We start from the raw sequence: 26807 nt of genomic DNA, 5'->3' as shown, positions 1-26807 counted from the left end.
TTGGGAATATTTGCGCGGATCTCTGCAGTCTTTAGGTGCCCGGCTCTCGCGCAAGAAGGCTGGCAGTTTTTTCCTTTGCCGTGTGAAGCCATCGAGCGCGTCCTTGGCTATCAGCGGCCCATTAGGCACGGCATCACGACGCGCGTCTCGAACTCAACCCTAGTGGCTACGGCGACACCATTGAAGTTACCCTTGATAAAGTCGCCCTCCCAGTACCGGGGCAGCAGGCGTGGCTCAATTGCCTTGGGGCGAAGCGAATGCGTGCGAATCTCGCGGCAAGTTTCTATTTGGTTCCAATCACCATTGAATCGGGGCCGGCAAGTGGCTCGACGCGTACCTGTGTAAAGCCGACTTGCTGCATCCATTCGCGACACTGCGCACCGGTATAGTCGAAACCGCCCGGCGTCTCGATAAGCATGTTCAGGCTCATCAGCAGGCCAAAGGCATTGCGCCTGCGGTCATCGTCGATTACCGCGTCGTAGACGATCAGACAACCGCCGGGCGGTAGCGACGCGTAGCACTTCGCGAGGAGCTCGAGCTTCTGCCCGACATCCCAGTCGTGGAGGATGTGCCCCATCACGAGCACATCGGCCGCCGGACAGGAATCCCTGAAGAAGTCGCCCGGATAGAAATTCAGCCGCTCCTGAAGGCCGTGCGATGCTACGTACTCTTCGAACACAGGGCCCACTATGGGCAGATCGAAGCCGCCGCCGCGCAAGTGAGGATGGGCGAGCGCGACCTGTACAGGTAAGGCGCCTTGGGCTGCGCCGATGTCAATGAAAGTCCTGTAGTTTTGCCACGGGAATTGTTGCGCAATCGCCTTGGCCGCGCCCAGGCTGACCCCGCTCATCGCCCGGAGAAAACCCCGTAGTTTGTGTTCGTCGCTATACATGGCATCGAAGGGGTTGCCGCCCCCTTTCGCCTCGTTCTGGGGCAGCCCCGTGCGGAGGGCTTCCGTCAAAGAGCCCCAGAACGGATACAGGCGCGCGTTGGCCATTTCCAGTAATCCACCTACGTAGCTGGGCTTGGCCATGTCCAGAAAGAGCCCGGCGTCTGGCGTATTGCGGTACTTGCCGTCTTCGCGTTCCAGCAGATTCAATGCGACCAGCGCATCGAGAAAATCAAGGGCCGATCTCGGATGCAGTCCGAGAGCCTCAGTGAGCTCCGCAGCGTCGCGAGGTCCGGTCGCGAGGCACGAGAACACACCGAGTTCGACTGCGGACAATAAGGTTTTGGACGCCCAGAACCCCATGCCCAGCTGGAGCAGCCGTTCAGGGGAGGGTTCCTGTTGGCGCGGATTGTCAGCGCCAGGCTCCTGTCGAACCATGCTCGATGTGCTTTCCATCATTGCTCCCGGGCGACGTGTGAAGAAGCATCAGACAGGATGGTAGGCGAAACGAAAGTTTTCGAGCGTTCGCTACCGTACAGACGGTTTGCACGTCGCGCCGTCAATGCCAATGCCCGATCAATTCCGTGTTTCCGAGCCTGGTCAAGCGTGTCTTAGTCCGCCGCATTCCGTTTCCCTGCAGCGCGGCGAGGGGATATTCGTAAGCAAAATAGTATGTGGATGCGCCGGAATGCGTTCAAAGGCCTGACTGCGCAGGTAAGCGCCGACGAATATGCGGCGTTGATTCACTGTTTCTCTCGAACCCCTTCAAGACCGAGCGGCGTGCGATCTAAAACAGCACGTCCGCCCGAGTCAAACAACTGCAGCGAATCCCGTCAACACTCGACCAGCGCCTTCACGACGGTCCGCCCAGGCTCCATCAACTTGGGAAACTCGGTAGGCACGTCGGCCAGGCTCATGCGGTCAGTATTGAGCGCCTTGTCGGGAATGCGGCCTGCGCGCATCGCTTCAAGAACCGTTTCGAAGTCTTCCGCGGTCGCATTGCGGCTGCCGAGCAAGGTCGCTTCGCGCTTGTGAAACTCCGGATCCGAAAACGTGATCTGGCCCGGCACGATTGAAATCAGCACGTACTTGCCGCCGTGGGCGATGAACTCAAAGCCGCGGTTCATTGCATTGACGTTGCCGGTTGCATCGAACACTACGTCGAAGAATTCGCCGTCCGTGAGCGCCGCAAGTTCTTGCACGTCGTTCGGACCGATCTGAACTGTCGAAACCGCAATGTGCTCGCGGCAGAACGCAAGACGATCCGCGCGCGTGTCCAGGCACGAGACCTGCCCGCCGCGCAGGTTCGCAAACAGCATGGCCGCCATGCCGATCGGCCCCGCGCCCACGACGAGAACCCGCTGACCGGCCGACACGTCGGCGCGCCGGACCGCGTGTGCGCCGATCGCGAGAAACTCGAGCATCGCCGCCTGGTCCAGTGTCACGCCGTCGGCCTTGTGCACGAACTGCGCGGGCACCGACAGGTATTCAGTCAACGCTCCGTCACGATGCACGCCGAGAACCTTGATGTTGACGCAGCAATTGGTTTTCCCCTGCCTGCAGGCAATGCACTGTCCACACGACAGGTAGGGCATCACATAGACGGCGTCGCCGGGCGCGACATGCGCGCCGGGGTCCGCCTCGGCGACGATGGCCGATAGTTCATGTCCCATCACCCGCGGGTATTGCAGGTAAGGCTGATTCCCCGAGTAGATGTGCATGTCCGTGCCGCAAATACCCACGCGGCTGACCCGCAGAAGTACTTCGCCGTCTGCGCGGCGAGGTGGTTCGCGGTCTTCGCGGCGCAGCACGCCAGGCGATTCACAAATGACGCTGAGCATTGGCATCCTTTATTGGGCTTGTCGATCGCCGGACGGCTGATCGGTTGTGAAGAAACGGCGGGCCTCGGGAACCGGAGCCGATCCGGCTATCAGCCCTTCGTGCTGCAAGGCCTGCCACAGCTCTGGCGGAACTGGCGTTTCAAGCCATGCGATGTTCTTTTGCAACTGCTCGATACTGCGCGCACCGACAACGCACGACACGACAGCGGGGTGGGCCAACGGAAACTGGAGCGCCGCTGCAGCGAGCGGAACCTCGAACTTCGCGCAGGCGTCGGCAAGACGCGCGACTTTCCGCGCCACTTCGGGCGGCGCATCGGCGTAGTTGAACTTGCCGTTGCCCACGAGCACGCCGGAATTGAATACGCCGCCAGCGACGATCCGCACGCCGTTGCTCACACACTGGTCGAGTAATGGCGAAAGCGCTTCCTGTTCGAGCAGCGTATAGCGGCCCGCCAGCATGACGAGGTCGAGATCCGCTTCCTGCATCGAATCGACTGCGACCTGCCATTCGTTCACGCCGAGTCCGATCGCGGAAACGGCATGCGAGTCGCGCAGTTCCGCGAGAGCCCGAAAGCCGCCGCCACGTGTCAGCTGTTCCCAGTAGCGTGAATGCGCATCGCCGTGCGTCGCCGCGCCGATGTCGTGAACATAGAGGATGTCGATCGTCTGCATGCCGAGACGTTGCTGGCTATCCTCGTACGAGCGCATGATGCCGTCGAACGTATAGTCGAAACGAGGCCGGAAGGGCAGAGGTTGCGCCCAGTTGTCATCGCCTGGCTGCACCGTGTCGTCCGGCCGCATTAGCCGCCCGACCTTGGTGCTCAGTACGTAGCGTTCCCGCTCGCGCATCTGCAGCGATTGTCCGACGCGCCGTTCCGAAAGCGTATAGCCGTAGAACGGCGCAGTGTCGAAGTAGCGGATACCGGCGTCCCACGCCCACTCGAGGAGCGCATTGGCCTCGGCGGTCGACATGGGCTTGTAGAGGCCGCCCAGTTGCGAGCAACCGAGGCCGAGTGTGGTCATCGCCAGCCCGCTTCGTGGCAGCGCTTGAGTTGCAAAAGCTTTCATGGAGGCGTGTCTGAATGGAGAAGATGCCGGCGAACGGCTTCTAAAAACCGCTGCGCCGGCCCGTTCGTCAATAGAGAACGTTCTTTGCTTCGGACGAGTCGAGGTTCTGTTTCTCGACCATCATGACGCCCGTGTCGACCTGCTTCGAAACGGGCTTGCGTTCAATGACGTTGACGAGGGTCTGGATGCCCTTGTAGCCCATCTGATAAGAGCTTTGAACCGCGATGGCCTGAATCGTGCCGTCACGAACGAAGCCTTGCAGGTCCTGATTGCCGTCGAAGCCGATTGCAATGACCTTGCCGCCTTTTCCGGACTGCTGAAGAGCGCGTCCCATCCCCACGGCGGTCGGCTCGTTCGCGCCGAATATGCCCTTGAGATCGGGGTTGGCGGACAGCACGTCGGTCGTCTGATTCAGAGCATTCGCCATCTGCGACTGCGAGTAGAACGGACCCACCAGTTGCAGCTTCGAATGCGCCGCGATGTACTTGCGGAAGCCGCCGACACGGCCCACTTCCGAGCCTGCACCCGGCACGTACGACATGACCGCGACCTTGCCGGTTTGCCCAACCCGGTCGATCATGGCCTTCGCGCAGAGTTCGCCGGCTTTCACGTTATCGGTAGAGAGGAACGACTGGTAGTACTGCTTGCCGGCATCGGACACCGTCGAGTCGATCAGCACGACAGGGATATGGGCTTCCCACGCTTTCTTCATGGCGGGAACGAGTGCATCGGGGTCGGACGGCGCCAGCACGATGCCCGCGACATGCCGGTTCACGGCATTCTCGACCATGTTGACTTCATCGGCGATGGCCGATTCGGCTGCGGGACCCTGGAAGGTCATCGTGTAGCCCTTTGCGTCGGCCATCGCGGCGGTCGCGCCTTTCTGCACGTTCTGCCAGTAGTTGGAGTTCGCCGTCTTCACGATTACTGCAATTTCGCCGCCCGCCGCCTGCGCATACGCGCTGAACATTGCACACATTGCTGCGGCCGCAGCCAGCACGGATACCTTTTTCATGTCTCGCTCCTTGATTGTGGTCTGGACTTCGTCTTCTGATTACAACTTCCGGTTTCGGAGTTGGTCGATCCATACAGTGCCGAGAATCACGACACCGATGATGATCTGCTGGATAAAGCTCGATACACCGTTCATGTTCAGGCCGTTGCGCAGCACGCCGATCACGAATGCGCCGATGGCGGTGCCGGAGATCGTGCCGACGCCGCCCATCAATGACGTGCCGCCGATCACCGCGCTTGCAATGGCGTCGAGTTCGTACATCACGCCTTCGTTCGGCTGGGCGGTGACGAGGCGCGACATCAGTACGCAACCGGTAGCGCCTGCCAGCAATCCGGACAGCACATAGGTGAAGAGCTTGACGCCCTGCACGTTGACGCCGGAAAGCCGCGCGGCTTCTGCGTTCGACCCGACCGCGTAGATGTGACGGCCGAGCGAGGTTCGCGACAGCAGAACAGAAACCGCCACGAATAGAATCACCATGATGACGACGGGATAGGGAATGCCTGGGAAGACCGTGTCGGGAAAGCCGTCAGCGCCGATATGAGAGACCTTGAAGAGCGCGCCGTTGCCCAGTTCGCCAAAGGCGTCGCCGAGCCCGGAGACGGGTCTTGCGCCGGTGATCTGCAGCGCGAGACCGCGAGCGACCAGCATCATGCCCAAGGTTGCGATGAACGGAGGCAGCCCCATGCGCGTCACGCAGATGCCGTTGACCCATCCGCAGGCGGCGCCGACGAGCATGCCGCCCGCCATCGCGACGGGTACCGGTACGCCGGCCTTGACGAGCAGGGCGGCCGCAACACCTGCCAGCGCCAGCACCGATCCAACCGACAGGTCGATGCCGCCGGTGATGATGACGCACGTTGCGGCCACGCCGAGATACGCAATGGACGTGACCTGCAGCGCAACCGTCATCAGGTTGCCGACGGAGAAAAATGCAGCGCTGGTGAGCGAAAATGCGACGATCAGTACTACGAGGCTACCCAGCGCGGCGAATTTCTGTATCAGATCGCGACGGCGCTGTCGTGCCTGTTTGTCCAGGGCCTGCGTGCGGCCCGATGTAATTTCAAGCATGACTTCTCCCGGATGCGTAGTGCAAGATCTCCTCCTGACTGGTCTGTCTGGTCTCGAGTACTGCGGTAATGAGCCCCTCGTGAAACACGGCGATGCGATCGGTCATGCCGAGCAGTTCCGGCAACTCGGAACTGATCAGGACAACGCCGACTCCGTCCGCGGCCAGCCGGTCCATCAGTTTGTAAATGGCGTACTTCGCGCCGACGTCGATGCCTCGCGTCGGCTCATCGAAAAAGAGGATGCGCGAGCCGCGGTACAACCATTTGCTGATAACGATCTTCTGCTGGTTGCCGCCAGAAAGATTCCTTGCGATCTGCTTCACCGTCGGTGTACGGATCGCGAGTTCGCGAACGTAGCGCTCCGCAATAGCCGTCTCTTCCGAAAAACGCAGGAAGCCACGCGACGATATGGCGCGGACATTAGACAGCGTGATGTTTGCGGCCACCGGCATCGACAGTGCAAGGCCGTCTTTCTTCCGGTCCTCCGACAGATAGGCGATCCCGTGGCGGATAGCCTCGCGCGGCGAGCGGATCGTCACGGGCGTGTCGCCCAGCTGGATCGAGCCGGAGTCGAGCCGCTCCGCGCCGAAGATCGCGCGGGCGACTTCGGTGCGCCCCGCGCCCATCAGGCCCGCGAAACCGAGAATCTCGCCCTTGCGCAGGTCGAACGAGAGCGGGCCGAACGTGTCGGTCCGCTGCAGATCGCGCACCCGCATCAGGACCTGTTCCGTCGGAACCGACTCGCGTGGCGGATAGGCGTCGTCGAGCGCGCGTCCCACCATCCGGGCCACGATTTCGTTGATAGTGGTCGATGCGAAATCGCTCGTTGCGATATGGCGGCCATCGCGCAACACGGTGACGCGATCCACGATCTCCGCCATCTCGTCGAGCCGATGCGAGATGTAAAGAATCGCTACGCCGTCGGCGCGCAGTTCGCGGATGATGCGAAAAAGTTGAACCGTCTCGGATTCGGTCAGCGACGACGTGGGCTCGTCCATGATGAGCACACGTGCATCCAGTGACAGCGCCTTTGCAATCTCCACCATTTGCTGCTGCGCAATCGAGAGGGCGCCGACCAATGTGGTTGGCGACACGTTCAGCCCGATGCGCTGCAGGCAGCGCTGCGCGTTGGCGTTCAGCGTGCGGTAGTCGACGAACGGGCCGCGCTTGGGTTCGCGCGCAAGGTAGATGTTCTCCGCGACCGACAGGTGCGGCACCAGGTTCAACTCCTGGTGGATGATCGCGATGCCTGCAGCCTGCGCGTCCGAGGTGGAGGCGAACTGTACCGGCTTGCCCTCGTAGCAAATGACGCCGTCATCCGCGTGATATTGGCCGCTGATGATTTTCATCAGCGTCGATTTGCCCGCGCCGTTCTCTCCGCAGACGGCGTGTACCTCTCCGGAGCGCAGATCGAGATCGATGCCATCGAGCGCCACGACACCGGGGAATCGCTTGCTTACACCCTTGAGTTGCAGGATTTCCCGAGGTGCCGGCACATCGGGCTCACGGCCCGGCCTCCGCTGCGTGGTCGCTTCTGTCAATCCCGTCTCCAATATGTTCAGAACTTCACCGTTCGACCCGTCGAAGTCGGGCTAGCGGTCAGTCCAATTTGGGCAGATTAAAACGCACAAACGGCTGTTTGGTCAAGCCAATGTAGAATTTCATAACTGTTCATTCCAGTAGGGAAAACCCCGGCGGTGATGCTGTTGCTGGCCTGCCGAGGCCATCAGGCCCCATGCTAGACTTTGCTGCGGTCCGTTTCGCGGCTCGTCGACAGGACATTTTGAACAATGAAGCAAACTGAACCAAAGCGGCTTTACCAATCTGTGGCCACGCAGATCCTTTCTCTCATTCGAAAGGACGAACTGGCGCCTGGCGCACGCCTTCCGCCCGAGCGCGAGCTTGCCAATACGCTGGGTGTCTCACGCCCTTCATTGCGCGAAGCATTGATTGCGCTCGAAATCGGCGGCCAGATCGAGATACGGATGGGGTCGGGCGTGTACGTGCGCGCTCCGGACGAGGGCGGCGACAACGCGGTACCGGCTCTGGGCGAAAGTCCGTCCGAATTAATGCAGGCCAGAGCGGCAATAGAAGGGACAGTGATCGTACTGGCCGCCGGCAAACTTTCGGCGGCCACGCTCGACAGGCTGCGGCGCACGGTCGAGCGAATGAAACGCCTCGCATCTGCCGGAAAGTCGCCAGTCGATGCGGACCGGCAGTTTCATATGCTGATCGCGGAGACGGCGGGCAATTCAGTGCTGAGCCGCTTCGTTGCCGAAATGTTCGATAGCCGCCACGACCCGATCGCTGCGGCAATTCGTGACCACTCGGAGAGCACCGAAACGTGGTCGGTCGCGGTAAGGGAGCACGAGGAAATTCTGAAAGCGCTGCAGTCGGGAGATCCGATCGCTGCGCAGACGGCGATGCGGACGCATCTCAAAGCGTCGGAGGAACGCTGGATAGCGGGTGCATTGCGGCAGGAAGACGTTTGAGTCTCCAGCCGGCGCATTTTCGCCCTAAGCGTCTTTCCGTGAACTAGCCGGCGGTCACGTTCAGTAGTGAGCCGCCGGTCGTTCAGCAGATAACGTGCAGTGCGTCAGGCAATCGTGTCGGCCACTACACCATCCAACGCGCAACGGCGCGCCGGTGGCGAATGTTCTAGGCGTTGATCTGCCGGCGCAAACTCTCTCCGGCCAACGGCATGTCGCGCAGCCGCTTGCCGGTCGCATCGAATAACGCATTGGCGATCGCGCCCGCGGTCGGACCCATCGATGCTTCTGCCGCGCCGAGAAACGGCGCGCCCGGCCGGTCGATTAAATGCACGTTGACGCTGTGCGGCGCCGCCGAGTACCGCACAATAGGGTAGCTGCTCCAGTCGAAACTGCGAATTCGCGATGTATCGAACTGCAGCTCCTCGTAAAGTGTCCAGCTCGCCGATTGAATGACGCCGCCTTCGATCTGGTTGCGTATGCCGTCAGGATTCACGATCTGGCCCGAGTCCACGGCCACCTCCGCATGTTCGAGCCTGACCTGGCCGGTCTCGGGCACGACCGACACCTCGACGGCGATCGCGACATACGCCATCAGATTTTTATACTTCCCGAACGCAAAGCCCACGCCGTGATTACGCTTGCGCGGCGGTCTGGGCCAGCCGAATCGACGCGCGGCTAGCTCGATCACGTCACGGGCGCGCGGATCTTGCATATGCTTGAGCCGGAACGCCACCGGATCGGCGCCAGCGGCCGCGGCGAGTTCGTCCATGGTGGCTTCGATCGAGAAGACATTCATGTGCGCGCCCAGCGAACGCATGGCCGACGTGTGCAGCGGCATGGTCGGCGAGAAGTTGTTCATCACATGCATGTTGGGGAATGCGTAGAGCGGAATCGCATTGCGGTCTCCGCCGCCTTCCGGTTGCACCATCGGCACCGACGGCGCCGGCGCGAACGGCTTCTCCAGCATCTGCGCGGGAATGAGCCGCCCCGCGTTGACGATACGTTCATTGTGGGAACTGCTCCACAGCGAGTATTTCCAGTCGACGATAGTGCCGCCCGCATCGAGCGACGCGCTGACCTCTGTGACCATTGCAGGCGTGAAGTGATCCCACGTGTGTTCCTGCTCGCGCATCCACTGTACGCGCACGGGTGCGCTGTCTATCTCGCGTGCGATCAACGCCGCGTGCGCGGCCACGTCGTCGGCGCCGTTATGGCCGTAGCAGCCGGACCCCTCGACATGGATGCAGCGAATCTTTTCCTTTGGCATCGACAGCATTTCGGCGAGCCCGTCGCGCAGCGGATACACGCCTTGCGAATGCGTCCAGATTGTCATCGCGCCGTCTTTGTAGAGCGCCACCGCGCACGACGGTCCAATCGAGCCGTGCATCATGTAGCGCTTGCTGTACTTCGCGCTCAATGTTTTGGCCGGCTTCCCGGCCGGCGTATGAACGTTGGCGATCTCGATGTGTTCGGTTGAAATCTGCTTCAGGTCGCGATGCACCGTAGACGGATCGGGCAAGCTGCGGCCGGCAGTCCATCTGGAACCCGCCGACAGCGCTCGCTGTGCTTGCACCGCCTGCCATTCACCTTTCGCAACCACGGCGAGCATGCTGCCGTTGCGAACCACCTTGACCAATCCCGGCATCTTCAGAATCTCGGGCGCGTTGGTCTCCAGCAGTTTCGCCTCATAGACGGGCGGCATGACGACGCGTGCGTGCAGCATGCCGGGCATCGTCATGTCCTGGACGTAGCTTGGGAGGCCGGTGACCTTCGCGGGAATATCCAGCCGTTGCAGCGAGGTGCCGATGACGTCGAACTTCGCCGGGTCCTTCAGCGGTGAAGTCGGCGTAGCCACCCGATGCAGATCCACAAGGCGGACCGCTTCGCCGTACGTCATGGCGCGGCCGTCCGGCGCCTTGATCACTGCGTTGCGGGCGATCAGTTCGCCGCTCTGCACGCCGAAGTGCGCCGCTGCCGCGTCGACCAGCAGACCGCGCACCTGGGCTGCGGCGTTCAACAGTGCGCTGCCGCTGTCGGCAATCGTGTGGCTACCGGCGGTGAGACCTTCGTCCGGCGACGTACCGGTATCGGCTGTCAGAAACGTGATCAGCGAAGGTGCCATGTCCAGTTCTTCCGCCGCGACCTGCAACAGCGCGGTGCGCACGCCGGTGCCGAGTTCGACCTTGCCTGTATGTACGGTCACCTTGCCCGCCGCGTCGATCCTGATCCAGGCGTCGAGATACGGGTTGGTCTTCAGGCTGCCTGCGAGCGCTTGCGTTGCCTTGCCGATATGTACGGCGGCGCCTTCGTCGGCGATCACTTCCTGCGCCATTGCCTTGACGCCCGGCAACATGCTGAAGCTCACCATTAGCGCGCCGGACATCATGAAGCGGCGGCGCGTTTCATCGATCTTTTCGTCGTTGCCGCTCATTGCGCGCCTCCGCGGCTCGCCGTGTGTAATGGTTCGTTCGTGAGCGTGCCGCCGGCGGGCAGATGCGCAACCTCGCGAATCGCGGCGAGAATTCGCAGGTGCGTGCCGCAACGGCAAAGGTTGGGCTCCATGTGCTCGAGCATTTCGCGCTCGGTCGGCCGCGGGTTGCGATCGAGCAGAGCCTGCGCGCGCATGATCATGCCGGCGATGCAGTAGCCGCACTGCGCCGCCTGATGATCGATGAACGACTTCTGCAACGCTCCGGGGTGCTCGACGGTGCCGAGGCTCTCGATGGTGCGAACCGGCCGCGCGCCGATCGACGAAACCGGAATCAGGCACGAAAACACGGCCTGATCGCCCACGATAACCGTGCAGGCTCCGCATTGTCCGAGCCCGCAGCCGAACTTTGCGCCATGCAGATGCAGGTCGTTACGCAGCGCATACAGCAACGGGGTGGACGGATCGATATCGAGCGAGTGCTGCACGCCATTGACGGTTAGGGTGATCATCGCGCGTCGTTCTCCTTTCTGACTTTAGCTACCGACTCCTCGACGTCGTCCCACGGGCCGCGCTGCGAGTAGGTCGCGCGAATGTACAACGCCAGGTCGGCGACCTGCCTGTTGTTGTAAATCTGTGCGAAGGCGGGCATGTAGTTGAGCGCATCTTCGCCATGCCAGTTGATGCCGCCAAGGATCATCTGGATCGCGTTGCGCGGCGTCGAGGCATTGACGGCCGTGCTGAGCGCGAGACTCGGGCGCTCTCCGATGGATTGCATCGGCGCTTGCGGACCATGGCATTGCGCGCACGACGCGGCGAACAGCACGGCGCCCCTTTGCGCTTCGGCTGGAAGCGACGTGCTGACCACCGGCCTTGCATCGGCGGGCCGCGGCTTCTGGATCGACAGGATATAGGTGGCGATAGCCTGCACATCCTGCTCCGGCACGGTGGCCAGATCGCGCGTGACGGGCAGCATCGGCCCGGCTGCGGCGCCATGCTCGCTGGCCCGGCCGGTGCGCAGGTAGGTCACCAGTTGCCCCTGCGTCCAGGGCTTGGGCGCAGCACCCAGAGCATTGAGCGCGGGGGCTTCCCATCCGTCCACGATGCCACCGTCGAACGCATGGCCCGACTTCTCTCCGCCGATCGCATTGAGCGGGGAGTGGCACGACGCGCAGTGACCCAGGCCATCGACGAGGAGCTTGCCGCGATTCCACTGCGCATCTTTGGTTGCGTCCGCCGCTTCGGGGCCGGGGCGCAGGAACAAGATGTTCCAGAAAGCGAGCAGAGGCCTGAAGTTCAAAGGAAAGATCAGCTCGTTGGCCGGCGCGTTTGCCTTCACCGGCTCGCGCGTCATCAGATACGCGTAGGCGGCCGAAATGTCCCCGTCCGACATGCGGGTGAAGTGAATATAAGGAAACGCGGGGTAGAGCAGGTGCCCGTCACGGGCGACGCCGTGTCGCATCGCACGCGTGAACGCTTCAAGAGACCAGTTGCCGATACCGGTGTCGACGTCGGGCGTAATGTTCGTCGAGTAGATCGTGCCGAAGGGCGTCGCGAGTGGCAGCCCGCCTGCGAACGGATGGCTGCCCCTCGCGGTGTGGCAGACGATGCAATCGCCTAGCGCCACCACGCGCGCGCCGGCAAGTTTCGTCTGCGCGTCGAACGATGCAACTGGCGGCGCACCGACGGGCGCGATGGCCGGCTTCCACATCAAGGCCGCGGCGATAGCCAGCACGGCCACGACGGCCCCGCCGGTTCCCCACAGCAATCTGGGTCCTGGAGTCATTCACACGCCCTTTTCAAATGGATTGATTGCAAAACTTCGGATGCCTTAGCGTATGCGTTGGCGCATACCCTGATAGATGCGCTGTCAGGCTTCAGCAGCACCGGGTCGCACACCGTGGCCGGCGCTGCTGCCGAACGGATAGTCGATATAGCCGCTCTCGCCGCCGCCATACCAGCCGGCCGATTTCGGCGCCGCGAGCGGTGTTGCCGTTGCAATCCGCGCGACGAGATCGGGGTTGGCAATGTAGGCGCGGCCGAACGCGACGAGATCGGCGTCGCCAGCGCGGATCAACGCGTCGGCCCGGTCGATGTCGATGCCGCCGTTGACCATCAACGTGCCGTCGAAAACCTTGCGGGTGCGTTCGATAATGCGCGGCAAGTCCGGTGCGCCGCTCCAGCCGTTCGTATCAGCCGCATGCACATACGCGACGCCGAATTCGTCGAGCATCGCGCCGACGTAGTCGTAGGTGCCGTCGGGGTTCATGTCGCGAACGTTGTTGTAATGCGCGTACGGGGAGATGCGCACGCCGACCTTGGTCAGCGGAACCGCCGTGCCGATTTCCGTCAGCACATCGCGCAGGAAATTGGCCCGCTTTGCAATCGATCCGCCGTAGCGGTCGTCGCGGGTGTTCGTTGTGGACGAGAGGAACTGGTGCGGCAAGTAACCATTTGCTGCATGTACTTCCACACCGTCGAATCCTGCGGCGATCGCGTTGACCGCGCCTTGCCTGAACGCATCGATCGCGAATCTGACTTCCTGCAGCGACATCGCGCGCGACGGCGTTGCATGAATGCGCGTGTAGTGGCCGTTCTGCAATTGCGCCCACACCTGCAAGCGTTCGAGGTCGTCATTCACACCGGAGGGCGACAGCGGCACGTCGCCTTCGAGCAGCGTGAATGAACTGACGCGCCCGCCGTGCCAGAGCTGCATGAAGATTCGGCCGCCGGCGGCATGCACGCGGCTCGTGACCATGCGCCAGCCTTCGATCTGCTCAGCGGTCATGATGCCCGGCGTGAGTTCGAATGCAGCCGATGCGGGACTGACATTCGTCGCTTCGGTAATGATCAGTCCGGCCGACGCGCGCTGCGCATAGTATTGCGCCATCATTTCGTTTGGCAGCCCACGCACGGGTGCGCGCGAACGCGTCATGGGCGCCATGACCACGCGATTAGGCAGGCTCAGGCCATTCAGGTCGTAGCTGTTCAGCAGGGACGATTGGGAAGACATGTTCTATTCCTTTTGCACGATCGGGTGTTGCTCAGACGCGGCACTGCACGCAGTAGCGTATTCGCAGTGCCGCGCTTATTCCTGAAATCGCGCTGAATTTTTGTTAAGCCGGTCGGCATGTGCGCTTGACCCGGCGGCAACTCGCATCTCTGCAAGATCGGCTTATGCGTTGCGTGCGGCGTGCGGCCGTCCGATGACGAGGTAATGAATCAATGCGACGACCGGGAAGGCCGTGGCCACTGCCGCGACCAGCGGCCAGCCGCCATGCTGATACAGCGGGCTTGCGAGTGCCGAACCGGAAGCGCCGCCGACGAAGATGCTCGTCATATACAGCGCGTTCAGACGGTTCCTGCTCGCTGCGTGTAACGCGTAGATCTCGCGTTGACCCAGCACCATGTTCATCTGCACGGCAAAGTCCAGAATGATTCCCGTCGCGACGAGGCCGAACACGCCCCACGCCGGATGGATCAAGGCCGGCGTATAGGCAAGCGCGCCCACCACGAGTGCGATCAATGTGGCGCGGACTGTGTGCCCCGCGTCGGCAAGGCGTCCTGCGACCGGTGCGGACGTCGCGCCGATTGCCCCGACTAGCGCGAAGATGCCGATTGCCGTTTGCGACAGACCGAAATGCCGCGTCAACTCGACGGGAATGGCGGTCCAGAACAGGCTGAACGAAGCAAACATCAGCCCTTGATACAACGAACGGTGACGCAGAACGGGCATGGTGCGCAGCAGATGCGCAAGCGAGCCGATCAACTCGAAGTAGGTGGCCTTATGTTCCGGCTGGCGGCGCGGAATGGTCAGTGCAAGCACGCCCGTCACCAGTGCCATGAGAACGGCGGCGGAGCCGAACACCGCGCGCCAGCCGAAGTGACCGGCGATCACGCTGGAGATCGGACGCGACAGCAGAATGCCGAGCAGCAAGCCGCTCATGATCGTGCCGACTACCTTGCCGCGCGATTCGTCGGGCGCAAGATGGGCGGCAAGCGGAATGAGGATCTGCACGGCTACGGAACTGAAGCCGACCAGCAGCGAGATACCGAGGAACCAGCCCGGCTGATGCGCGAACGCCGCAGCACCCAGACTCGCGATGGACACGAGCGCGGTCGTAATCATCAGCTTGCGGTTCTCGAGCAGATCCCCGAGCGGCACGAGAAAGAACAGGCCGAGTGCATAGCCGATCTGGGTCAACGACACGATCAGACTCGCCGTATTGGAGGACATGTGAATGTCCGGGGCGATCAGCTCGGTGATCGGCTGAGCGTAATAGAGGTTTGCGACGATCGCGCCGCAGCAGAACGCGAACAGCGCGATCAGCGATCGCGTTAGTTTGACGGTACTCGTGCCGGGAGTGGCAACAGATGCCTCGGTTGACATGACAGCTCCTTGAACTGGGGTAACGAAATAGGGAAAGCGAAAATCAGCGCGAGATGTTCATCAGCCGGTTGCCGAGCGATATGCCCAGCTCGGTCATGCGCCTGCCGCGCTCTAATTGCTGGGTCTCCCAACGCTTGAGCGCCGAATCGATCGAGTCGCCGCTTTGCTGTGCCGAGCGCAGCGCGAGCGCCAGCGCGTGTGCATTGGAAGCGGCCTTTGCCGTGCTGCCCGCAGTATGCGGACGCGGCACCGAAGCGGCGTCGCCGAGCAGCAGGGCGCGGCCGAAGACCATCTGCGGAGCGCGCAGATCGACGATAGGCTGCATGAACGGCTCGTCGGTCGCATCGACCAGCGCGTGGAATGTCGAGCCCATCATGAGCCTCGCGTCGTCCCGCAACTGGGCGATGTCCGCACGCTTCGTCGAGCCTGGTGGCAACGAGAACGACCGCGCCACGCCGTCACGGTCCATGAGCAGCGCGTCTAGTTGCGCGCGGCTGTATTTGCGGTACCAGACCCAGTTCCAGCGACGCTCTCCGGCCACCGTCGAATCATCGTCGCCGGGTATCAGGTACGACAGCGCCGAATGGCCGTCGCCATGCTGGAACGAAAAGCGCTCACGCAGCATGTCGGCCGCGTGAACCGGCAGATCGCGTTCCTGGACGAGTCCACGCCAGGCGACATAACCTGCGTACGCGGGCACCACTTCAGGCAGCAGGCGGCCTCTCACCGTCGAGCGGATACCGTCGGCGCCGATCAGCAGATCCGCCTCTTTATGGCGGCCGCTTTCAAAGAGCGCGATGGTTTGCTCGCCCTGCACGCGATAGTTGACGAAGGCTTCGCCAGCATGAAGATGTTCAGCCGGCAGTGCGTTCTTCATTGCGCGATACAGCAGACTCCACGACGTCTGCATCTGCGGCATGTGCAGCTTTTCGACAATGTCGTCATGCCGGTCGAGATAGATGCGCTCGCCCGAAGCGACGCCGGGCGGATCGGGCAATTCGACGCCGGCAAAGTGGAGCGCCTCCAGTACGTCGGGCTGCAGCACGACGCCGCCGCCGCGGCTTTCGAGTTCATTCGGCGACGTCTCGAACACGTCCACGTGCCAACCCACCGCGCGCAAGGTTGCGGCCGTCAGCAGGCCGCCGAGCGAACCGCCAATGATCACGGCGCGAAGTCCGGAAGCGGAACTCATGCTGCGCTCCTCAGCGCCGCGGATCGCAGCGCATGCGCGAAGACGACAGCTGGCTGTGCGCCGCTCACTGTTTCGCCTTCGATCACGGTGGTCGGCACTGCCTGTATGCCGAGTTTGTCGGCCCGAGCGCGCGCAGCGTCGATCTTCTCTTCGCCTGCGTTCGACAGCAGATACGCGCGCACCGCCTGTTCGTCGAAGGTATGCGCGGCGGCAATTGCAGCAAGCGTGTCGAGCGAGCCGATGTCGCGTCCTTCGAAAAAATAGGCGCGGTAGATGGCTTCGTAGAGCGCCGCTGTCGTGTTCGGTTGGTCGCGGTCCTGGGCGAGCTGCATCAGACGATGCGCGAGACGCGTGTTCGGTGTCAGCAACACCCGGCTGTAGTCGAAGTGCGCGCCGGCTGTCAGTCCGGCGGCCGCGACCTGCGCGTCCATTGCCTGCGAATGCGCCCAGCTACCGAACTTCCTGCTGCGATAGGCGCGCCGGTCCATTCCTGCGACCGGCATCGACGGATTCAATTCGAACGGCACATAGCGGATCGAAACCGCGTGAGCCAAGCCCGAATCCGCGAGCGCGGCGGCAAGGTTGCGTTGACCGATCCAGCACCACGGGCAAATGAAGTCGTAATTGACCTCGATATCGACGGTTTGCATGTTGCACCTCTCACGATGTGTAGGAATGCAGCATAGGTGTTGCGCAGTGGTGGCGGAATGGGCCTAAAATGCAATCTCGCGTTGCGCTGGGCGCAATGAAACGTCGATTGGCTCAAATATGGACAAACTCCTCGCTCTCACCACATTGCTCGAAGTCGCCGATGCGGGCGGCTTTTCGAAGGCCGCACAGCGTCTTGGAGTGGCGACCTCGTCGGTCACGCGCCTCATGGATTCACTCGAAGCCTCGTTAGGCACTGCTTTACTGACTCGCACGCCGCGCAAGGTGAGCCTGACTGACGCCGGCATTGCTTATGTGGAACAGGTGGGCAAGGTGCTCGACGATCTGGCCGAGGCGGACGAGAGCGTGTTCGACAGCGGCGCCTCGCCGGTGGGGGCGCTGCGCATATCGGTGCCGTCCACCTACAGCCGGTTGCGGCTTGCCCCGCACCTCGAGGCGTTCCTGTGCGCCAATCCTCGCGTGTTTCTCGACGTCGTCGTTGCGGATCACTTCTCCGACCTCGCGCTCGACCGGATCGACGTCGCGATTCGCATCGGTCTGCCCGATCGCGACGCCAACCTGATCGTGCGCAAACTGACGGACAACCCGCGTTATGTCGTGGCGAGCCACGACTATCTGGCCCGTTGCGGCACCCCGCCAACGCCAGACGCGCTCGCCTCGCACGAGTGCCTTCGGATTGCATACGGCGGCGGCTATCGTTCGCGGCAGGTGTGGACTTTCCGGCGCGAGTCGGTTGAAGGGCGCGTCGAAGAGCGTGTCGAGGTGCGGGGCCATCTGCTATCCAACAGCCTCGATATCCTTCACGAAGCGGTTCTCGCAGGACGGGGCGTGGCGTTACTGCCGGAATGGCTCGTCGGCGACGAGATTCGTGCGGGACGTTTGATGCGACTCTTCGAAAACTTCGATGCAAGCCCTCATCAGGGCGACGCAATCGTGTATGCGGCGTACCTGCCGAATCGACGTCATTCGAGCAAGGTGCGTGCGCTCGTGCAGTTTCTCGAAGCCCGGCTTCAGATGGCGCTGGAAGGTTGAGCGCCGACGCAGCAATCAACGGTACTTTTCCAGGCGTTCCTATACGAAGATTCAGTGCGTTTTCTACAGGCTGCATCACAACCGCATCGGTAGAATGGGCCTCTATTTAACCGGCACGCACGCCGGTTTCTGCATCCTTTATCTCGAACCATCCACATGCATCCACTACCTGAATCGCGCTCCATGGGGCATTCGTCGCGCTGGGCCGCAGTAGTGGTTCTGATCGGAATAGCCGGCGGCGTGGCCGGGCTGGGGCTCGCCGCGCTGTTGCATACGGTTCAGCATGTCGCCTACGGCTACAGCGTCGAAACGATCTTCAGCAAGGAGAGCTTTCAACAGGGCGTGACGGCTGCGAGCCGCTCACGGCGAGTGGAAATGCTCGCGCTCTGCGGGCTGGTCGCGGGTGTCGGCTGGTGGGCGGTCTATCGCTGGTGCAAACTGTTGGTGAGCATCGCGCGAGCGGTGAGGAGCGACGATCCGCGCATGCCCGTTTTTGCGACTGTCTGCCACGCATTGCTGCAGATTGTCACCGTTGCGCTGGGCTCGCCGTTGGGGCGGGAAGTCGCGCCTCGCGAAATCGGCGCGATGCTGGCGGGCAGACTGACGTCGTTCGCCGGACTCACGGTGGCCGAATCCAGAATCATGGTCGCATGTGGCGCCGGCGCGGGCCTGGCCGCTGTCTACAACGTGCCGGTCGCGGGTGCGGTCTATGTGCTGGAAGGCTTGCTTTTCACTATCGGCTGGCGAGCCGTTGTGCCGGCTGTCGTCACTTCGGCGATCGCGGGGTTCATCGCACGAGCCGGTCTCGGCGACTTTCCTCAATACGACGTGCCGCATTACGCGTGCACAGCTTCGTTGATCGTCTGGTCGGCGCTGGCGGGACCGGTTATTGGCCTCGCGGCCTGGCGGTTCACAAAGCTCACCGACCATGCGCGCGCCCGCGCGCCGCGCGATAGCAGACTGGTGCTGCTGTGCGCGGTCAACTTTCTCTGCATCGGGTTGCTCGCCATCAAGTTCCCGCTGTTGCTGGGTAACGGCAAGGGACCGGCGCAGGTAGGATTCGACGGTTCGCTCACGCTGCAGTTCGCCGCTGTTCTGCTCATGCTTCGCGTGCTGATAACGTGGACGAGTCTGCGCGCCGGCGCGGCAGGCGGACTGCTGACGCCCGGCTTGTGCAACGGCGCATTGTTCGCCATCGTGCTGGGCAGTGTCTGGTCGGCGTGGTGGCCTGGTGCGCCATTGGGCGCGTTCGCTGTGATCGGCGCGGCGGCGTTTCTTGCGACCTCGATGCGCGTTCCGTTGACGGCAATCGCATTGATCTTCGAGTTCACCCGGCCGTCGCCCGAGTTCATGATTCCAGTATTGATCGCAGTTGCCGGATCGGTCGCCATGTCGAGCTACGTTCGCCAGGTATTCGACCCGGCGCGCCGCCCTGACTTGTCAGCGAAAGCAGAGCGCGCGAACGTGTAGGCCGCTTCCGGTTGAAGTCTGGATTCCGCCTCGCCTTCGATACGTCCGCTTCGATACGTCCGCTTCGATACTTCAGGCGCAGGTTGTCGGCATCACGCCGACTTACTGCAACGCGGCGTATTCTTGCCCGCTAACGGTCTGTACCGGCCGCCCTGACTGCAAGCGTGCAACCTGCACATCCAGTTTCTGTCGCAACGAGGTGGTGAGAAATTCAACGAACGTTTTGACCTTCGCATCGACGTACTGGCGCGACGGATAAATAGCGAACACATTCACGTTTTCCAGTGCGTAACCGGGGAAGAGTTGAACGAGCTTGCCTTCCTTGATGTCGTCCGCGACCGAATAAGTAGGCACCGCGCCCACGCCCGCGCCTTCGAGCAATGCGATCCGAAGCGCCTGCATATTGTTGACGATGAAATGCCCGGCCAGCTCCGTACCGACTGCATTGCCGGCCGAGTCCGCTGGCCGCTCCGGCGGCGCGTCGAATGAGGAGCTGACTTGCATGAGCGTGTGATTCGCGAGGTCTTTCTCTGCGGCGATGGGATGCCGTGCGAGATATTCGGGCGCGGCCACGAGAATGCGTTCGCACTGCCCGATCAGCTTGCTGATATTGCGAGAGTCCGGCAATGTCGACGCCGATACGATCGACACGTCGAAATCGTCTTCGATCAGATTGGCCATGCGCGGCAGCAGTTTCAGGTCCACAGAGACAGCCGGGAATGCCTCGCGATATTCGACGATCGTCGAGGTCAGCTGTTTCAGCCCGATATCCGGTACGGCGTGAACTCGCAATCTGCCGCGTGGCAGGGTGTGCGCATTGCTCGCTTCCGCCTCGGCCGCGTCGAGATCCGCCAGAATCTTCTTGCAACGGTGGTAGTAGCGTTCGCCGCATTCCGTCAGCGACACGCTGCGTGTCGTTCTTTGCAGGAGCCGCGTGTGCAGATGTTCTTCGAGCGATACCACCGCGCGCGAAATGTTGCCGGCGCTGCAGTCCATGTGTTTTGCCACTGCGCTGAAGTTGCCGGTCTCCGCGACTCGCGAGAACACGCGCATGCTGAAGATTCTGTCCATAACCGCTTCGCCTCCCGATCAGATTGAGCCGGGCATTCAATGTCGCCCGTTGAGAGAACAATACGTTTGGCAGCAGGCGCGCACCATCACCTCAAACGGGTGCCAGGATCATCAATGCATTCAGCCATCTAATCCGGAGGTATAGGTGGGGCCTCGTGCCGCCGGGCGGCAGACGCAATTCTGCCCGGGTAATTAAGTAGTTTTTAGATGCGTTTCAGGACATCTGGCCGTAACTCACATAATGTTGGACAGGTCTGAAAGCATTTGCCTCCGCATGCGGGGGCGCATTCGCGTCGGTCCGGACACGCGTTCGAGTTCGGCGCCCAGTCGATCTTCATCTTGCGAGAAAGGAGTCAAACATGGCTAGCAACACGATCGCCTCATATCTTGCGGGCAGTCTCGCCGCGGCAGGCGTCGAGCGGATTTGGGGCGTGACCGGCGACAGTCTGAATGGGCTGGCCTACAGCCTCGACCAGATTGGCTCGATCCGCTGGATGCACACGCGTCATGAGGAAGCGGCAGCCTTCGCGGCCGGCGCGGACGCGGCTTCGACCGGGCGTCTCGCCGTATGCGCGGGCAGTTGCGGACCGGGCAATCTGCATCTGATCAACGGTTTGTTCGATTGCCATCGCAATCATCAGCCGGTGCTCGCCATTGCGGCGCACATTCCGTCGACGGAAATCGGCACAGGCTACTTTCAGGAGACGCATCCGCAGGAATTGTTCAAGGAATGCAGCCATTACGTCGAACTGGTCTCGTCCGCGTCCCAGTTTCCGCGTGTGCTGGCGCGTGCAATGCGCACGGCGATCGAGGAACGCGGCGTGGCCGTCATCGTGTTGCCCGGCGATGTCGCGCTGAGCGAAGGGCCGGCGGAAACACCTGCGTGGGTCGACAGTGCACCGGCGCGCATCCTCCCGGCCGAGGCGGACCTGGACCGGCTAGCGCAAATGCTCAATGATTCCGACGCGGTGACGATCATGTGCGGCAGCGGCGTGCAAGGTGCGCACGACGAAGTCGTCGCACTGGCCGACACGCTCGGCGCCCCGGTGGTCCATGCGCTGCGCGGCAAGCAGTTCATCGAATACGACAATCCCTACGATGTCGGCATGACGGGGCTGATCGGCTTCAGTTCGGGCTATCACGCGATGATGTCGTGCGACACGCTATTGTTGCTGGGCTGCGACTTTCCCTATCGTCCGTTCTATCCGGCTGACGCGAAAATCATCCAGATCGACTGGAAGGGCTCGCAACTCGGACACCGGGCGCCGCTTGCACTCGGACTCGTTGGTACCGTGAAGGAAACCGTAGCCGCTACGCTACCCAGGCTGCAACGTAAAGCGGACCGTGGCTTCCTGGAAAACGCCCGCAAGCACTATGCGTCGGCACGCAAGGGTCTCGACGATCTGGCGACGCCTTCCGGCGCGGGTCGCCCGATCCATCCGCAGTACCTGGCGAAGATGATCGACGAGACCGCGAGCGACGACGCCATCTTCACAGCCGACGTCGGCACGCCCACGGTCTGGTCCGCCCGCTACCTGACCATGAACGGCAAGCGCCAGTTGCACGGTTCGTTCAACCACGGGTCCATGGCGAACGCCATGCCGCAGGCGCTGGGCGCGCAAGGCGCGAACCCTGGGCGGCAGGTGGTCTCGCTCTCGGGCGACGGCGGTTTGTCCATGATGCTGGGCGATCTGCTCACCGCCCGCCAGCTCGATCTGCCGATCAAGGTCGTGGTGTTCAACAATAGCCTGCTTGGATTCGTTTCGATGGAACTCAAGGCGAGCGGTTATCTCGACACGAACGTCGATCTGAGCAAGACCGATTTCGCGGCAATCGCGAAGGGCGCCGGCATCTTCAGCATTCGCGTCGAGGAATCGGAGGACGTAGCGGGCGCGTTGCGGCAGGCGTTTGCGCATCCTGGGCCGGCGTTGGTCGACGTCGTCGTCTCCAAACACGAACTCGCCATGCCGCCAACAATCGAGCTCGCGCAGGCAAAGGGCTTCAGTCTGTACATGATGCGCGCGATCCTGAACGGCCGGGGCGACGAGATCGTCGAGCTGGCACGGACCAATCTGCGCTAGCCGTACGCGTAACAGGCGTCACATGAAAGCGGCCGCTACCGGCCGCTTTCTCTTGAACGTCGCATAGACAAAAAGAGTGCATTTGCGCAAATCGCGGCGGTCCGTCTATCGCAAGCTAGACGCGTGAGATGGCCCGGCGCGGCGCTAGTCAGGGCCGCGCGGAAAATTAACGCTCCCGAAGCCCACGCCCGAAGAGCAAGCCATGAATGTGCAGACGGACAGCGTCGTTCTCCCGCGATGGCGGGACGAGTTGACGGCGTACTGGAAAGACGACGGGCCGCGCTTCATGCATATCGCCAAAGTTGCGGTCGCGGTGACGCTTGCAATGGGGCTATGCATGCGACTCGAGCTTCGCGCGCCCGGCACGGCAATGGTCTCGTGCGTCATCGTCATGATGCATCAGCAGAGCGGCATGGTCATCGCGCGAGGCTTTTATCGCGGCCTCGGTATGGTGTGCGGCAGCTTTGCCGGCCTCGTGATCATCGCGCTGTTTCCGCAGCAGCCGCTGCTGTTCTTTCTTGCGTTGGCAGCGTGGATCGGCGTCTGCGTTTTCGGTGCGTCGTACTATCGCAACTTCCAGTCGTACGGTTTCGTCCTGACGGGATACGGCACGGCTATCACCGCGATGCCGGCTTGGTCCAACCCGTATGGCGTGTTCGACAACGTCGTGTTCACGGTCAGCGAAGTCGTGATCGGCGTAGTCAGTGCCTGCCTGGTGAGCGCGCTCGTGTTCCCCCGGCGGGTCACGCCGGCGCTCCTTGCGGCAGGCAGCAAAAACTTTTCCGAATTGCTCGAAGCCATGCACACGATGCTTGGACGGGCGCCCGCAAGCGCCGGGTTCAAACCATTTGTCGATCTGATCAGCGAGCGGGCCGGTATCGAAAGCCTGCGCAGCGGCGCGTTATTCGAGGATCCGTCGATCCGGCTGCAACTTCCCGTCTTGCTGGCGCTCGATCGAAGCTTTCTCGACATGGTCGCGTGGATTCACGCGCTGCATCAACTGAAAACGCGCGCTTCGGCTAACGCGCATCCGCGAGCCGTGGCCGCGGTCGACGAACTGATCGACGCGTTGCTCGCCATCGTGCCGGACCCGGTTCAACCGCAGATCGTCACGCTCGACCAGGTGCAGGCATTGTGCAGCCGGCTCGCCGCGTTCGAGCAGGCTCTGCCCGCGCGGCTGAGCGGGACGCTCGCGTCGCTGGCGGACCTGTCGCCGCATCAACGGCAGTTCGTTGCGACCACTGGGGCCGCGTTGTTTTTCTCGATTGCCGACCTTCGTGTGTTGTGCAGCAGCTACCTGCAGATACGCACGACGGACGGGCGCCCGTGGCCGCAATCGGTAATTCAGGCGCTCGGCCGTTTTGGCCGCACACGTGCAACCGCTAATCGCGTCGCCGCGCTGATTGCCGGCGTGCGCGCTGCCGCCGCGGTGTCGGTGGTCGCGGCGGCGTGGCTCGCGTCGGGCTGGCTCGGCGGATCGAGCGCGATCGTCGCGGTCGCCATCACCAGTTCGCTGTTCGCGCTAGTGCCCAATCCGACGATTGCGAGTCGGCAGATTTTCGTCGGTTGCCTGCTCGGCTGGGCGGCCGGCTTCGCATTCAACTTCCTTGTGTTGCCGCACTTTGACACTTTTGAATTGCTCGCCCTGTCGATTGCGATCTTCGTGATGGTGGGCAGTTACCTGAATACGTTTCCAAAAACCGCGATTCTCGGGCTCGGCTTCAGTCTGTATTTCTGCTTCATCGTGAATATTTCGAATCCCACCGTTTATAACCCGAGCGCTTATCTCGACACTGGGTTTGCGTTGCTCGTCGGCATCGGCACTGCGGCGGTTGCGTTCTCAGTCATCGTGCCGCGCGCGGGAGACTGGATCACGGCTCAGTATCTGAAGCAGATACGCGCGCTGGTCGCGACGGGCGCGCGCGACGGTGCGCTGGACGACCTGCTTTTCACTTTTGAATTGAACCTGCGCGATTTCATCGTCGAGATCGCGTCGGCGCCCACAGATGACCGTGTGGATCGCAGCCGGCTGATCGGCTGGGCGTTCGCAGCGCTCGAAATCGGCCGGGCGATGATTCAAGTGCGGCTCGACACGGAGGAACTCGGCGAAACGCTGCCGGCGAAGTGGCCCGCCGTCCAGCAGGCGTGGCTAACGGCAACCGCCAATGTATTCGCGCAGTGCTCGCCGCAGGCCGCAGATGCCGCGCTCGCCGCGACCGTGGAAGCGCTCGAAGCGCTCCCGCTTGTGCCGAACATCACCGTCGATGCGGCGATGCTCACGCGCTGCCGGATGCGCGCACTGCTGCATATCACCGAACTGACCTTGCAGGACGGGACATTGTCCTTCTGGCACAACGTGGGTAAGCCAGCATGACGGCGCGCTGCCTGTCGTTTGGCGCGGCATGCCGCTCGCCGGTCGTGGCGCTTGCGTCTGCGCTGCTGCTGAGCGGATGCATCAACAGCGGCGGCATCCATACGCGCGAGTCGATGATCGATCCCGCATCGCTCGATCCGGGCGCCGCGCTGAGCGCTACGCAACATGACGCGAACTGGCCAACCGATCGCTGGTGGCAGCGCTGGAACGACCCGCAACTCGACGCGCTGGTGCGGGACGCCACCGCCGGCAACCCCGGCTTGCGCACGGTCGAAGAGCGGGTCGAGGCGGCGCGCTATCAGGCGCAAATCGCCGGTGCCGACGAACTGCCACAACTCAACGCTGGCGGCACTTTCGAGCGCAGGCGTTACGCGCGCTACACGACGCCTGCGCCGCCCGGCGGAACAACCGTGTGGAGCAACAGCGTTCAGGCGGACCTGTCGTTCGACCTCGATCTATGGGGCAAGACACGGGCGTTGCGCGAGGGCGCGCTCGACAACGTGCGGGCTGCTGCCGCGGACGCGCGCTTCGCCGAAATCGAATTGCAGACCGCGGTGGTACGCAGCTATGTGCATCTATCGCTGCAATACGCGCTGCTCGACGTTTATCGCGCGGTCCAGGAGGAACAGCAGCGCACGCTCGACATTGCGACCCGCCGCTGGCGCGCGGGCGTCGGCAGCCAGTTGGAAGTGAGCCAGGCTGCGACCCAGTTCCAGACCAGCACCACGCGGGTACAGCAGGCGGAGCAGCAACTCGCGTTGAGTCGCATCCAGATTGCCGGTCTGGCGGGCAAGGGCCCCGGCTACGGCGAGGCACTGCGCCGGCCCGCGCTGGCGCTGAGCGTACCGGTTGCGCTGCCGGCATCGCTGCCGGCCGAACTGATCGGGCACCGGCCGGACGTCGTTGCCGCGCGCTGGCGAGTGTTGGGCGCGGACAAAGGCATCGACGCCGCCCATGCCGACTTCTATCCGGACATCAACCTGATAGCGACCGCGTCGCTCGGCTCGGCTGCGACCTTCGGCGGCTTCTTCAATTTCATCGACAGCAACGGTGTCGGCCATGGCGTCGGAGCGGCAATCTCACTGCCGATCTTCGACGGTGGACGCCGGCGCGGCCAGTATGGCGTGGCCGTCGCGTCTCGCGACGCCGCAGTCGACGCTTACAACCAGAGTGTCGTGAACGCGATGCAGGCTGTCGCCGTGCAGGTCGTGTCGTTGCGCTCGCTTGCGCAGCAGCAGGCATCGATTGAAAGCACGCTGGAGTCGTCGCGTCGCTCGTTCCGGCTCGCCGACGCCGGCTATCGCAGCGGCATCTCCGAATTCCTGAACGTGCTGGCGGCACAGAACGTTCAGCTACAGCAGGAAGAAAACCTCGCGAATATCCAGGCCGGGCAACTCGACGCCTGGGCGTTGCTGATGAAGGAGCTAGGCGGCGGATACACGCCGGAGCAGACCGGTTCCGCTTTTGAAGGAGCGCAACGTGCCGGGCGAGATTGATTTCTTTTCCCTGCTGCTGCCCGGACTGCTGCCGATTCTCGCGGTGTGCGCGGTGAGCTTCGTCGTGATCGACCTGATTCTGGCGAAGCTGGGGCTATATCGCTATACGTGGCACCCCAGCCTGTTCCGCGTCGCGCTGTTCGCCGCCATGTTCAGCGGCGCGTCGCTGCTTTTATGGCGATGAACGCTGGCCTGGGAGAGACCATGAAATCAACGACCGCCGACCCCT

21 protein-coding genes and 1 pseudogene are annotated in these 26807 nt (G+C 62.6%); 7 read left to right on the top strand and 15 right to left on the bottom strand.

Annotated features, from left to right (window positions below; translation table 11 throughout):
* Window positions 1–42 precede the first annotated feature (42 nt).
* The 7 genes and pseudogenes from ACTJLB_RS26670 to ACTJLB_RS26640 form a co-directional block, all read right to left on the bottom strand.
* Window positions 43–251 (bottom strand): annotated as a pseudogene (locus tag ACTJLB_RS26670) (IS30 family transposase); the annotation flags it as partial.
* Between the two features lie 32 nt (window positions 252–283).
* On the bottom strand, window positions 284–1327 hold the full coding sequence (locus ACTJLB_RS26665) for a methyltransferase (RefSeq protein WP_440785054.1): 1044 nt from the start codon (window positions 1325–1327) through the stop codon (window positions 284–286).
* Window positions 1328–1722: 395 nt separating this feature from the next.
* Entirely contained in the window at window positions 1723–2730 is a 1008-nt protein-coding gene (locus ACTJLB_RS26660) for a zinc-binding alcohol dehydrogenase family protein (protein WP_310069455.1), read from the bottom strand.
* A gap of 9 nt (window positions 2731–2739) precedes the next feature.
* Window positions 2740–3798 carry an aldo/keto reductase gene (locus ACTJLB_RS26655; protein ID WP_408415244.1) on the bottom strand — a complete coding sequence of 353 codons (1059 nt, stop codon included), beginning with the start codon at window positions 3796–3798 and terminating at the stop codon, window positions 2740–2742.
* 67 nt (window positions 3799–3865) lie between these two features.
* Window positions 3866–4813: an ABC transporter substrate-binding protein gene (locus ACTJLB_RS26650; RefSeq protein WP_020068425.1), complete on the bottom strand. Its 948-nt coding sequence runs from the start codon at window positions 4811–4813 to the stop codon at window positions 3866–3868.
* A gap of 39 nt (window positions 4814–4852) precedes the next feature.
* Entirely contained in the window at window positions 4853–5884 is a 1032-nt protein-coding gene (locus ACTJLB_RS26645; RefSeq protein ID WP_020068426.1) for an ABC transporter permease, read from the bottom strand.
* Entirely contained in the window at window positions 5877–7424 is a 1548-nt protein-coding gene (locus ACTJLB_RS26640; RefSeq protein ID WP_027804701.1) for a sugar ABC transporter ATP-binding protein, read from the bottom strand. Before ACTJLB_RS26640 ends, ACTJLB_RS26645 begins: the two co-directional genes overlap by 8 nt.
* 249 nt (window positions 7425–7673) lie before the next feature.
* Here ACTJLB_RS26640 and ACTJLB_RS26635 point away from each other — a divergent pair, with 249 nt between their 5' ends.
* A complete protein-coding gene (locus ACTJLB_RS26635) occupies window positions 7674–8375 on the top strand; it encodes a FadR/GntR family transcriptional regulator (RefSeq protein ID WP_087754384.1) in 702 nt (233 codons plus the stop codon).
* Window positions 8376–8541: 166 nt separating this feature from the next.
* Here ACTJLB_RS26635 and ACTJLB_RS26630 read toward each other — a convergent pair whose 3' ends face one another.
* The 7 genes from ACTJLB_RS26630 to ACTJLB_RS26600 all read right to left on the bottom strand — a co-directional run bounded on the left by ACTJLB_RS26630 (window position 8542) and on the right by ACTJLB_RS26600 (window position 17035).
* Window positions 8542–10806: a molybdopterin cofactor-binding domain-containing protein gene (locus ACTJLB_RS26630; protein ID WP_440785042.1), complete on the bottom strand. Its 2265-nt coding sequence runs from the start codon at window positions 10804–10806 to the stop codon at window positions 8542–8544.
* Window positions 10803–11315, bottom strand: coding sequence for a (2Fe-2S)-binding protein (locus tag ACTJLB_RS26625; RefSeq protein ID WP_020068430.1), 513 nt, complete (start codon window positions 11313–11315; stop codon window positions 10803–10805). Before ACTJLB_RS26625 ends, ACTJLB_RS26630 begins: the two co-directional genes overlap by 4 nt.
* The gene (locus tag ACTJLB_RS26620) at window positions 11312–12589 is read right to left on the bottom strand and encodes a c-type cytochrome (protein WP_440785040.1); all 1278 of its coding nucleotides are present in this window, start codon (window positions 12587–12589) and stop codon (window positions 11312–11314) included. Before ACTJLB_RS26620 ends, ACTJLB_RS26625 begins: the two co-directional genes overlap by 4 nt.
* 84 nt (window positions 12590–12673) lie before the next feature.
* Window positions 12674–13816, bottom strand: a complete 1143-nt coding sequence (locus tag ACTJLB_RS26615; protein WP_440785039.1) for an alkene reductase — start codon at window positions 13814–13816, stop codon at window positions 12674–12676.
* A gap of 162 nt (window positions 13817–13978) precedes the next feature.
* Window positions 13979–15193, bottom strand: coding sequence for an MFS transporter (locus ACTJLB_RS26610; RefSeq protein ID WP_088175340.1), 1215 nt, complete (start codon window positions 15191–15193; stop codon window positions 13979–13981).
* 43 nt (window positions 15194–15236) lie between these two features.
* Window positions 15237–16385, bottom strand: coding sequence for an FAD binding domain-containing protein (locus ACTJLB_RS26605; protein WP_440785038.1), 1149 nt, complete (start codon window positions 16383–16385; stop codon window positions 15237–15239).
* Complete coding sequence (locus ACTJLB_RS26600) at window positions 16382–17035, bottom strand: DsbA family oxidoreductase (RefSeq protein WP_440785037.1); 654 nt, start codon at window positions 17033–17035, stop codon at window positions 16382–16384. Before ACTJLB_RS26600 ends, ACTJLB_RS26605 begins: the two co-directional genes overlap by 4 nt.
* A gap of 118 nt (window positions 17036–17153) precedes the next feature.
* On the opposite strand from ACTJLB_RS26600, the gene ACTJLB_RS26595 reads away from it, so the two are divergent.
* Both ACTJLB_RS26595 and ACTJLB_RS26590 read left to right on the top strand, forming a co-directional pair.
* A complete protein-coding gene (locus tag ACTJLB_RS26595; RefSeq protein ID WP_440785036.1) occupies window positions 17154–18086 on the top strand; it encodes a LysR family transcriptional regulator in 933 nt (310 codons plus the stop codon).
* Window positions 18087–18242: 156 nt separating this feature from the next.
* Window positions 18243–19556: a chloride channel protein gene (locus tag ACTJLB_RS26590; RefSeq protein WP_440785035.1), complete on the top strand. Its 1314-nt coding sequence runs from the start codon at window positions 18243–18245 to the stop codon at window positions 19554–19556.
* 102 nt (window positions 19557–19658) lie between these two features.
* Here the strand turns inward: ACTJLB_RS26590 and ACTJLB_RS26585 are convergent, their stop codons facing one another.
* Window positions 19659–20627 carry a LysR family transcriptional regulator gene (locus ACTJLB_RS26585; RefSeq protein ID WP_440785034.1) on the bottom strand — a complete coding sequence of 323 codons (969 nt, stop codon included), beginning with the start codon at window positions 20625–20627 and terminating at the stop codon, window positions 19659–19661.
* Between the two features lie 359 nt (window positions 20628–20986).
* On the opposite strand from ACTJLB_RS26585, the gene poxB reads away from it, so the two are divergent.
* The 4 genes from poxB (at window position 20987) to ACTJLB_RS26565 (ending at window position 26762) form a co-directional block, all read left to right on the top strand.
* Complete coding sequence (poxB, locus tag ACTJLB_RS26580; protein ID WP_440785033.1) at window positions 20987–22708, top strand: ubiquinone-dependent pyruvate dehydrogenase; 1722 nt, start codon at window positions 20987–20989, stop codon at window positions 22706–22708.
* Between the two features lie 202 nt (window positions 22709–22910).
* Window positions 22911–25082 (top strand): FUSC family protein, encoded by a 2172-nt coding sequence (locus tag ACTJLB_RS26575; protein ID WP_440785032.1) that lies wholly within the window; start codon window positions 22911–22913, stop codon window positions 25080–25082.
* The gene (locus ACTJLB_RS26570; protein ID WP_440785031.1) at window positions 25079–26578 is read left to right on the top strand and encodes an efflux transporter outer membrane subunit; all 1500 of its coding nucleotides are present in this window, start codon (window positions 25079–25081) and stop codon (window positions 26576–26578) included. Before ACTJLB_RS26575 ends, ACTJLB_RS26570 begins: the two co-directional genes overlap by 4 nt.
* On the top strand, window positions 26562–26762 hold the full coding sequence (locus ACTJLB_RS26565; RefSeq protein ID WP_087754370.1) for a DUF1656 domain-containing protein: 201 nt from the start codon (window positions 26562–26564) through the stop codon (window positions 26760–26762). Before ACTJLB_RS26570 ends, ACTJLB_RS26565 begins: the two co-directional genes overlap by 17 nt.
* The last annotated feature ends 45 nt before the right edge of the window (window positions 26763–26807 follow it).

The organism is Paraburkholderia sp. 22098 (assembly GCF_052045935.1).
Taxonomy (GTDB): domain Bacteria; phylum Pseudomonadota; class Gammaproteobacteria; order Burkholderiales; family Burkholderiaceae; genus Paraburkholderia; species Paraburkholderia caledonica.
The sequence above is the reverse complement of the archived record's forward strand: the minus strand, read 5'-3'. Positions and strand labels throughout refer to the sequence as shown.

What these genes read in the sequence shown, in the direction of transcription:
- ACTJLB_RS26665 (WP_440785054.1), bottom strand. Translation starts at nt 1,327, where the DNA reads ATGGTTCGACAGGAGCCTGGCGCTGACAATCCGCGCCAACAGGAACCC.
- ACTJLB_RS26660 (WP_310069455.1), bottom strand. Translation starts at nt 2,730, where the DNA reads ATGCTCAGCGTCATTTGTGAATCGCCTGGCGTGCTGCGCCGCGAAGAC.
- ACTJLB_RS26655 (WP_408415244.1), bottom strand. Translation starts at nt 3,798, where the DNA reads ATGAAAGCTTTTGCAACTCAAGCGCTGCCACGAAGCGGGCTGGCGATG.
- ACTJLB_RS26650 (WP_020068425.1), bottom strand. Translation starts at nt 4,813, where the DNA reads ATGAAAAAGGTATCCGTGCTGGCTGCGGCCGCAGCAATGTGTGCAATG.
- ACTJLB_RS26645 (WP_020068426.1), bottom strand. Translation starts at nt 5,884, where the DNA reads ATGCTTGAAATTACATCGGGCCGCACGCAGGCCCTGGACAAACAGGCA.
- ACTJLB_RS26635 (WP_087754384.1), top strand. Translation starts at nt 7,674, where the DNA reads ATGAAGCAAACTGAACCAAAGCGGCTTTACCAATCTGTGGCCACGCAG.
- ACTJLB_RS26630 (WP_440785042.1), bottom strand. Translation starts at nt 10,806, where the DNA reads ATGAGCGGCAACGACGAAAAGATCGATGAAACGCGCCGCCGCTTCATG.
- ACTJLB_RS26625 (WP_020068430.1), bottom strand. Translation starts at nt 11,315, where the DNA reads ATGATCACCCTAACCGTCAATGGCGTGCAGCACTCGCTCGATATCGAT.
- ACTJLB_RS26620 (WP_440785040.1), bottom strand. Translation starts at nt 12,589, where the DNA reads ATGACTCCAGGACCCAGATTGCTGTGGGGAACCGGCGGGGCCGTCGTG.
- ACTJLB_RS26615 (WP_440785039.1), bottom strand. Translation starts at nt 13,816, where the DNA reads ATGTCTTCCCAATCGTCCCTGCTGAACAGCTACGACCTGAATGGCCTG.
- ACTJLB_RS26610 (WP_088175340.1), bottom strand. Translation starts at nt 15,193, where the DNA reads ATGTCAACCGAGGCATCTGTTGCCACTCCCGGCACGAGTACCGTCAAA.
- ACTJLB_RS26605 (WP_440785038.1), bottom strand. Translation starts at nt 16,385, where the DNA reads ATGAGTTCCGCTTCCGGACTTCGCGCCGTGATCATTGGCGGTTCGCTC.
- ACTJLB_RS26600 (WP_440785037.1), bottom strand. Translation starts at nt 17,035, where the DNA reads ATGCAAACCGTCGATATCGAGGTCAATTACGACTTCATTTGCCCGTGG.
- ACTJLB_RS26595 (WP_440785036.1), top strand. Translation starts at nt 17,154, where the DNA reads ATGGACAAACTCCTCGCTCTCACCACATTGCTCGAAGTCGCCGATGCG.
- ACTJLB_RS26590 (WP_440785035.1), top strand. Translation starts at nt 18,243, where the DNA reads ATGCATCCACTACCTGAATCGCGCTCCATGGGGCATTCGTCGCGCTGG.
- ACTJLB_RS26585 (WP_440785034.1), bottom strand. Translation starts at nt 20,627, where the DNA reads ATGGACAGAATCTTCAGCATGCGCGTGTTCTCGCGAGTCGCGGAGACC.
- poxB (WP_440785033.1), top strand. Translation starts at nt 20,987, where the DNA reads ATGGCTAGCAACACGATCGCCTCATATCTTGCGGGCAGTCTCGCCGCG.
- ACTJLB_RS26575 (WP_440785032.1), top strand. Translation starts at nt 22,911, where the DNA reads ATGAATGTGCAGACGGACAGCGTCGTTCTCCCGCGATGGCGGGACGAG.
- ACTJLB_RS26570 (WP_440785031.1), top strand. Translation starts at nt 25,079, where the DNA reads ATGACGGCGCGCTGCCTGTCGTTTGGCGCGGCATGCCGCTCGCCGGTC.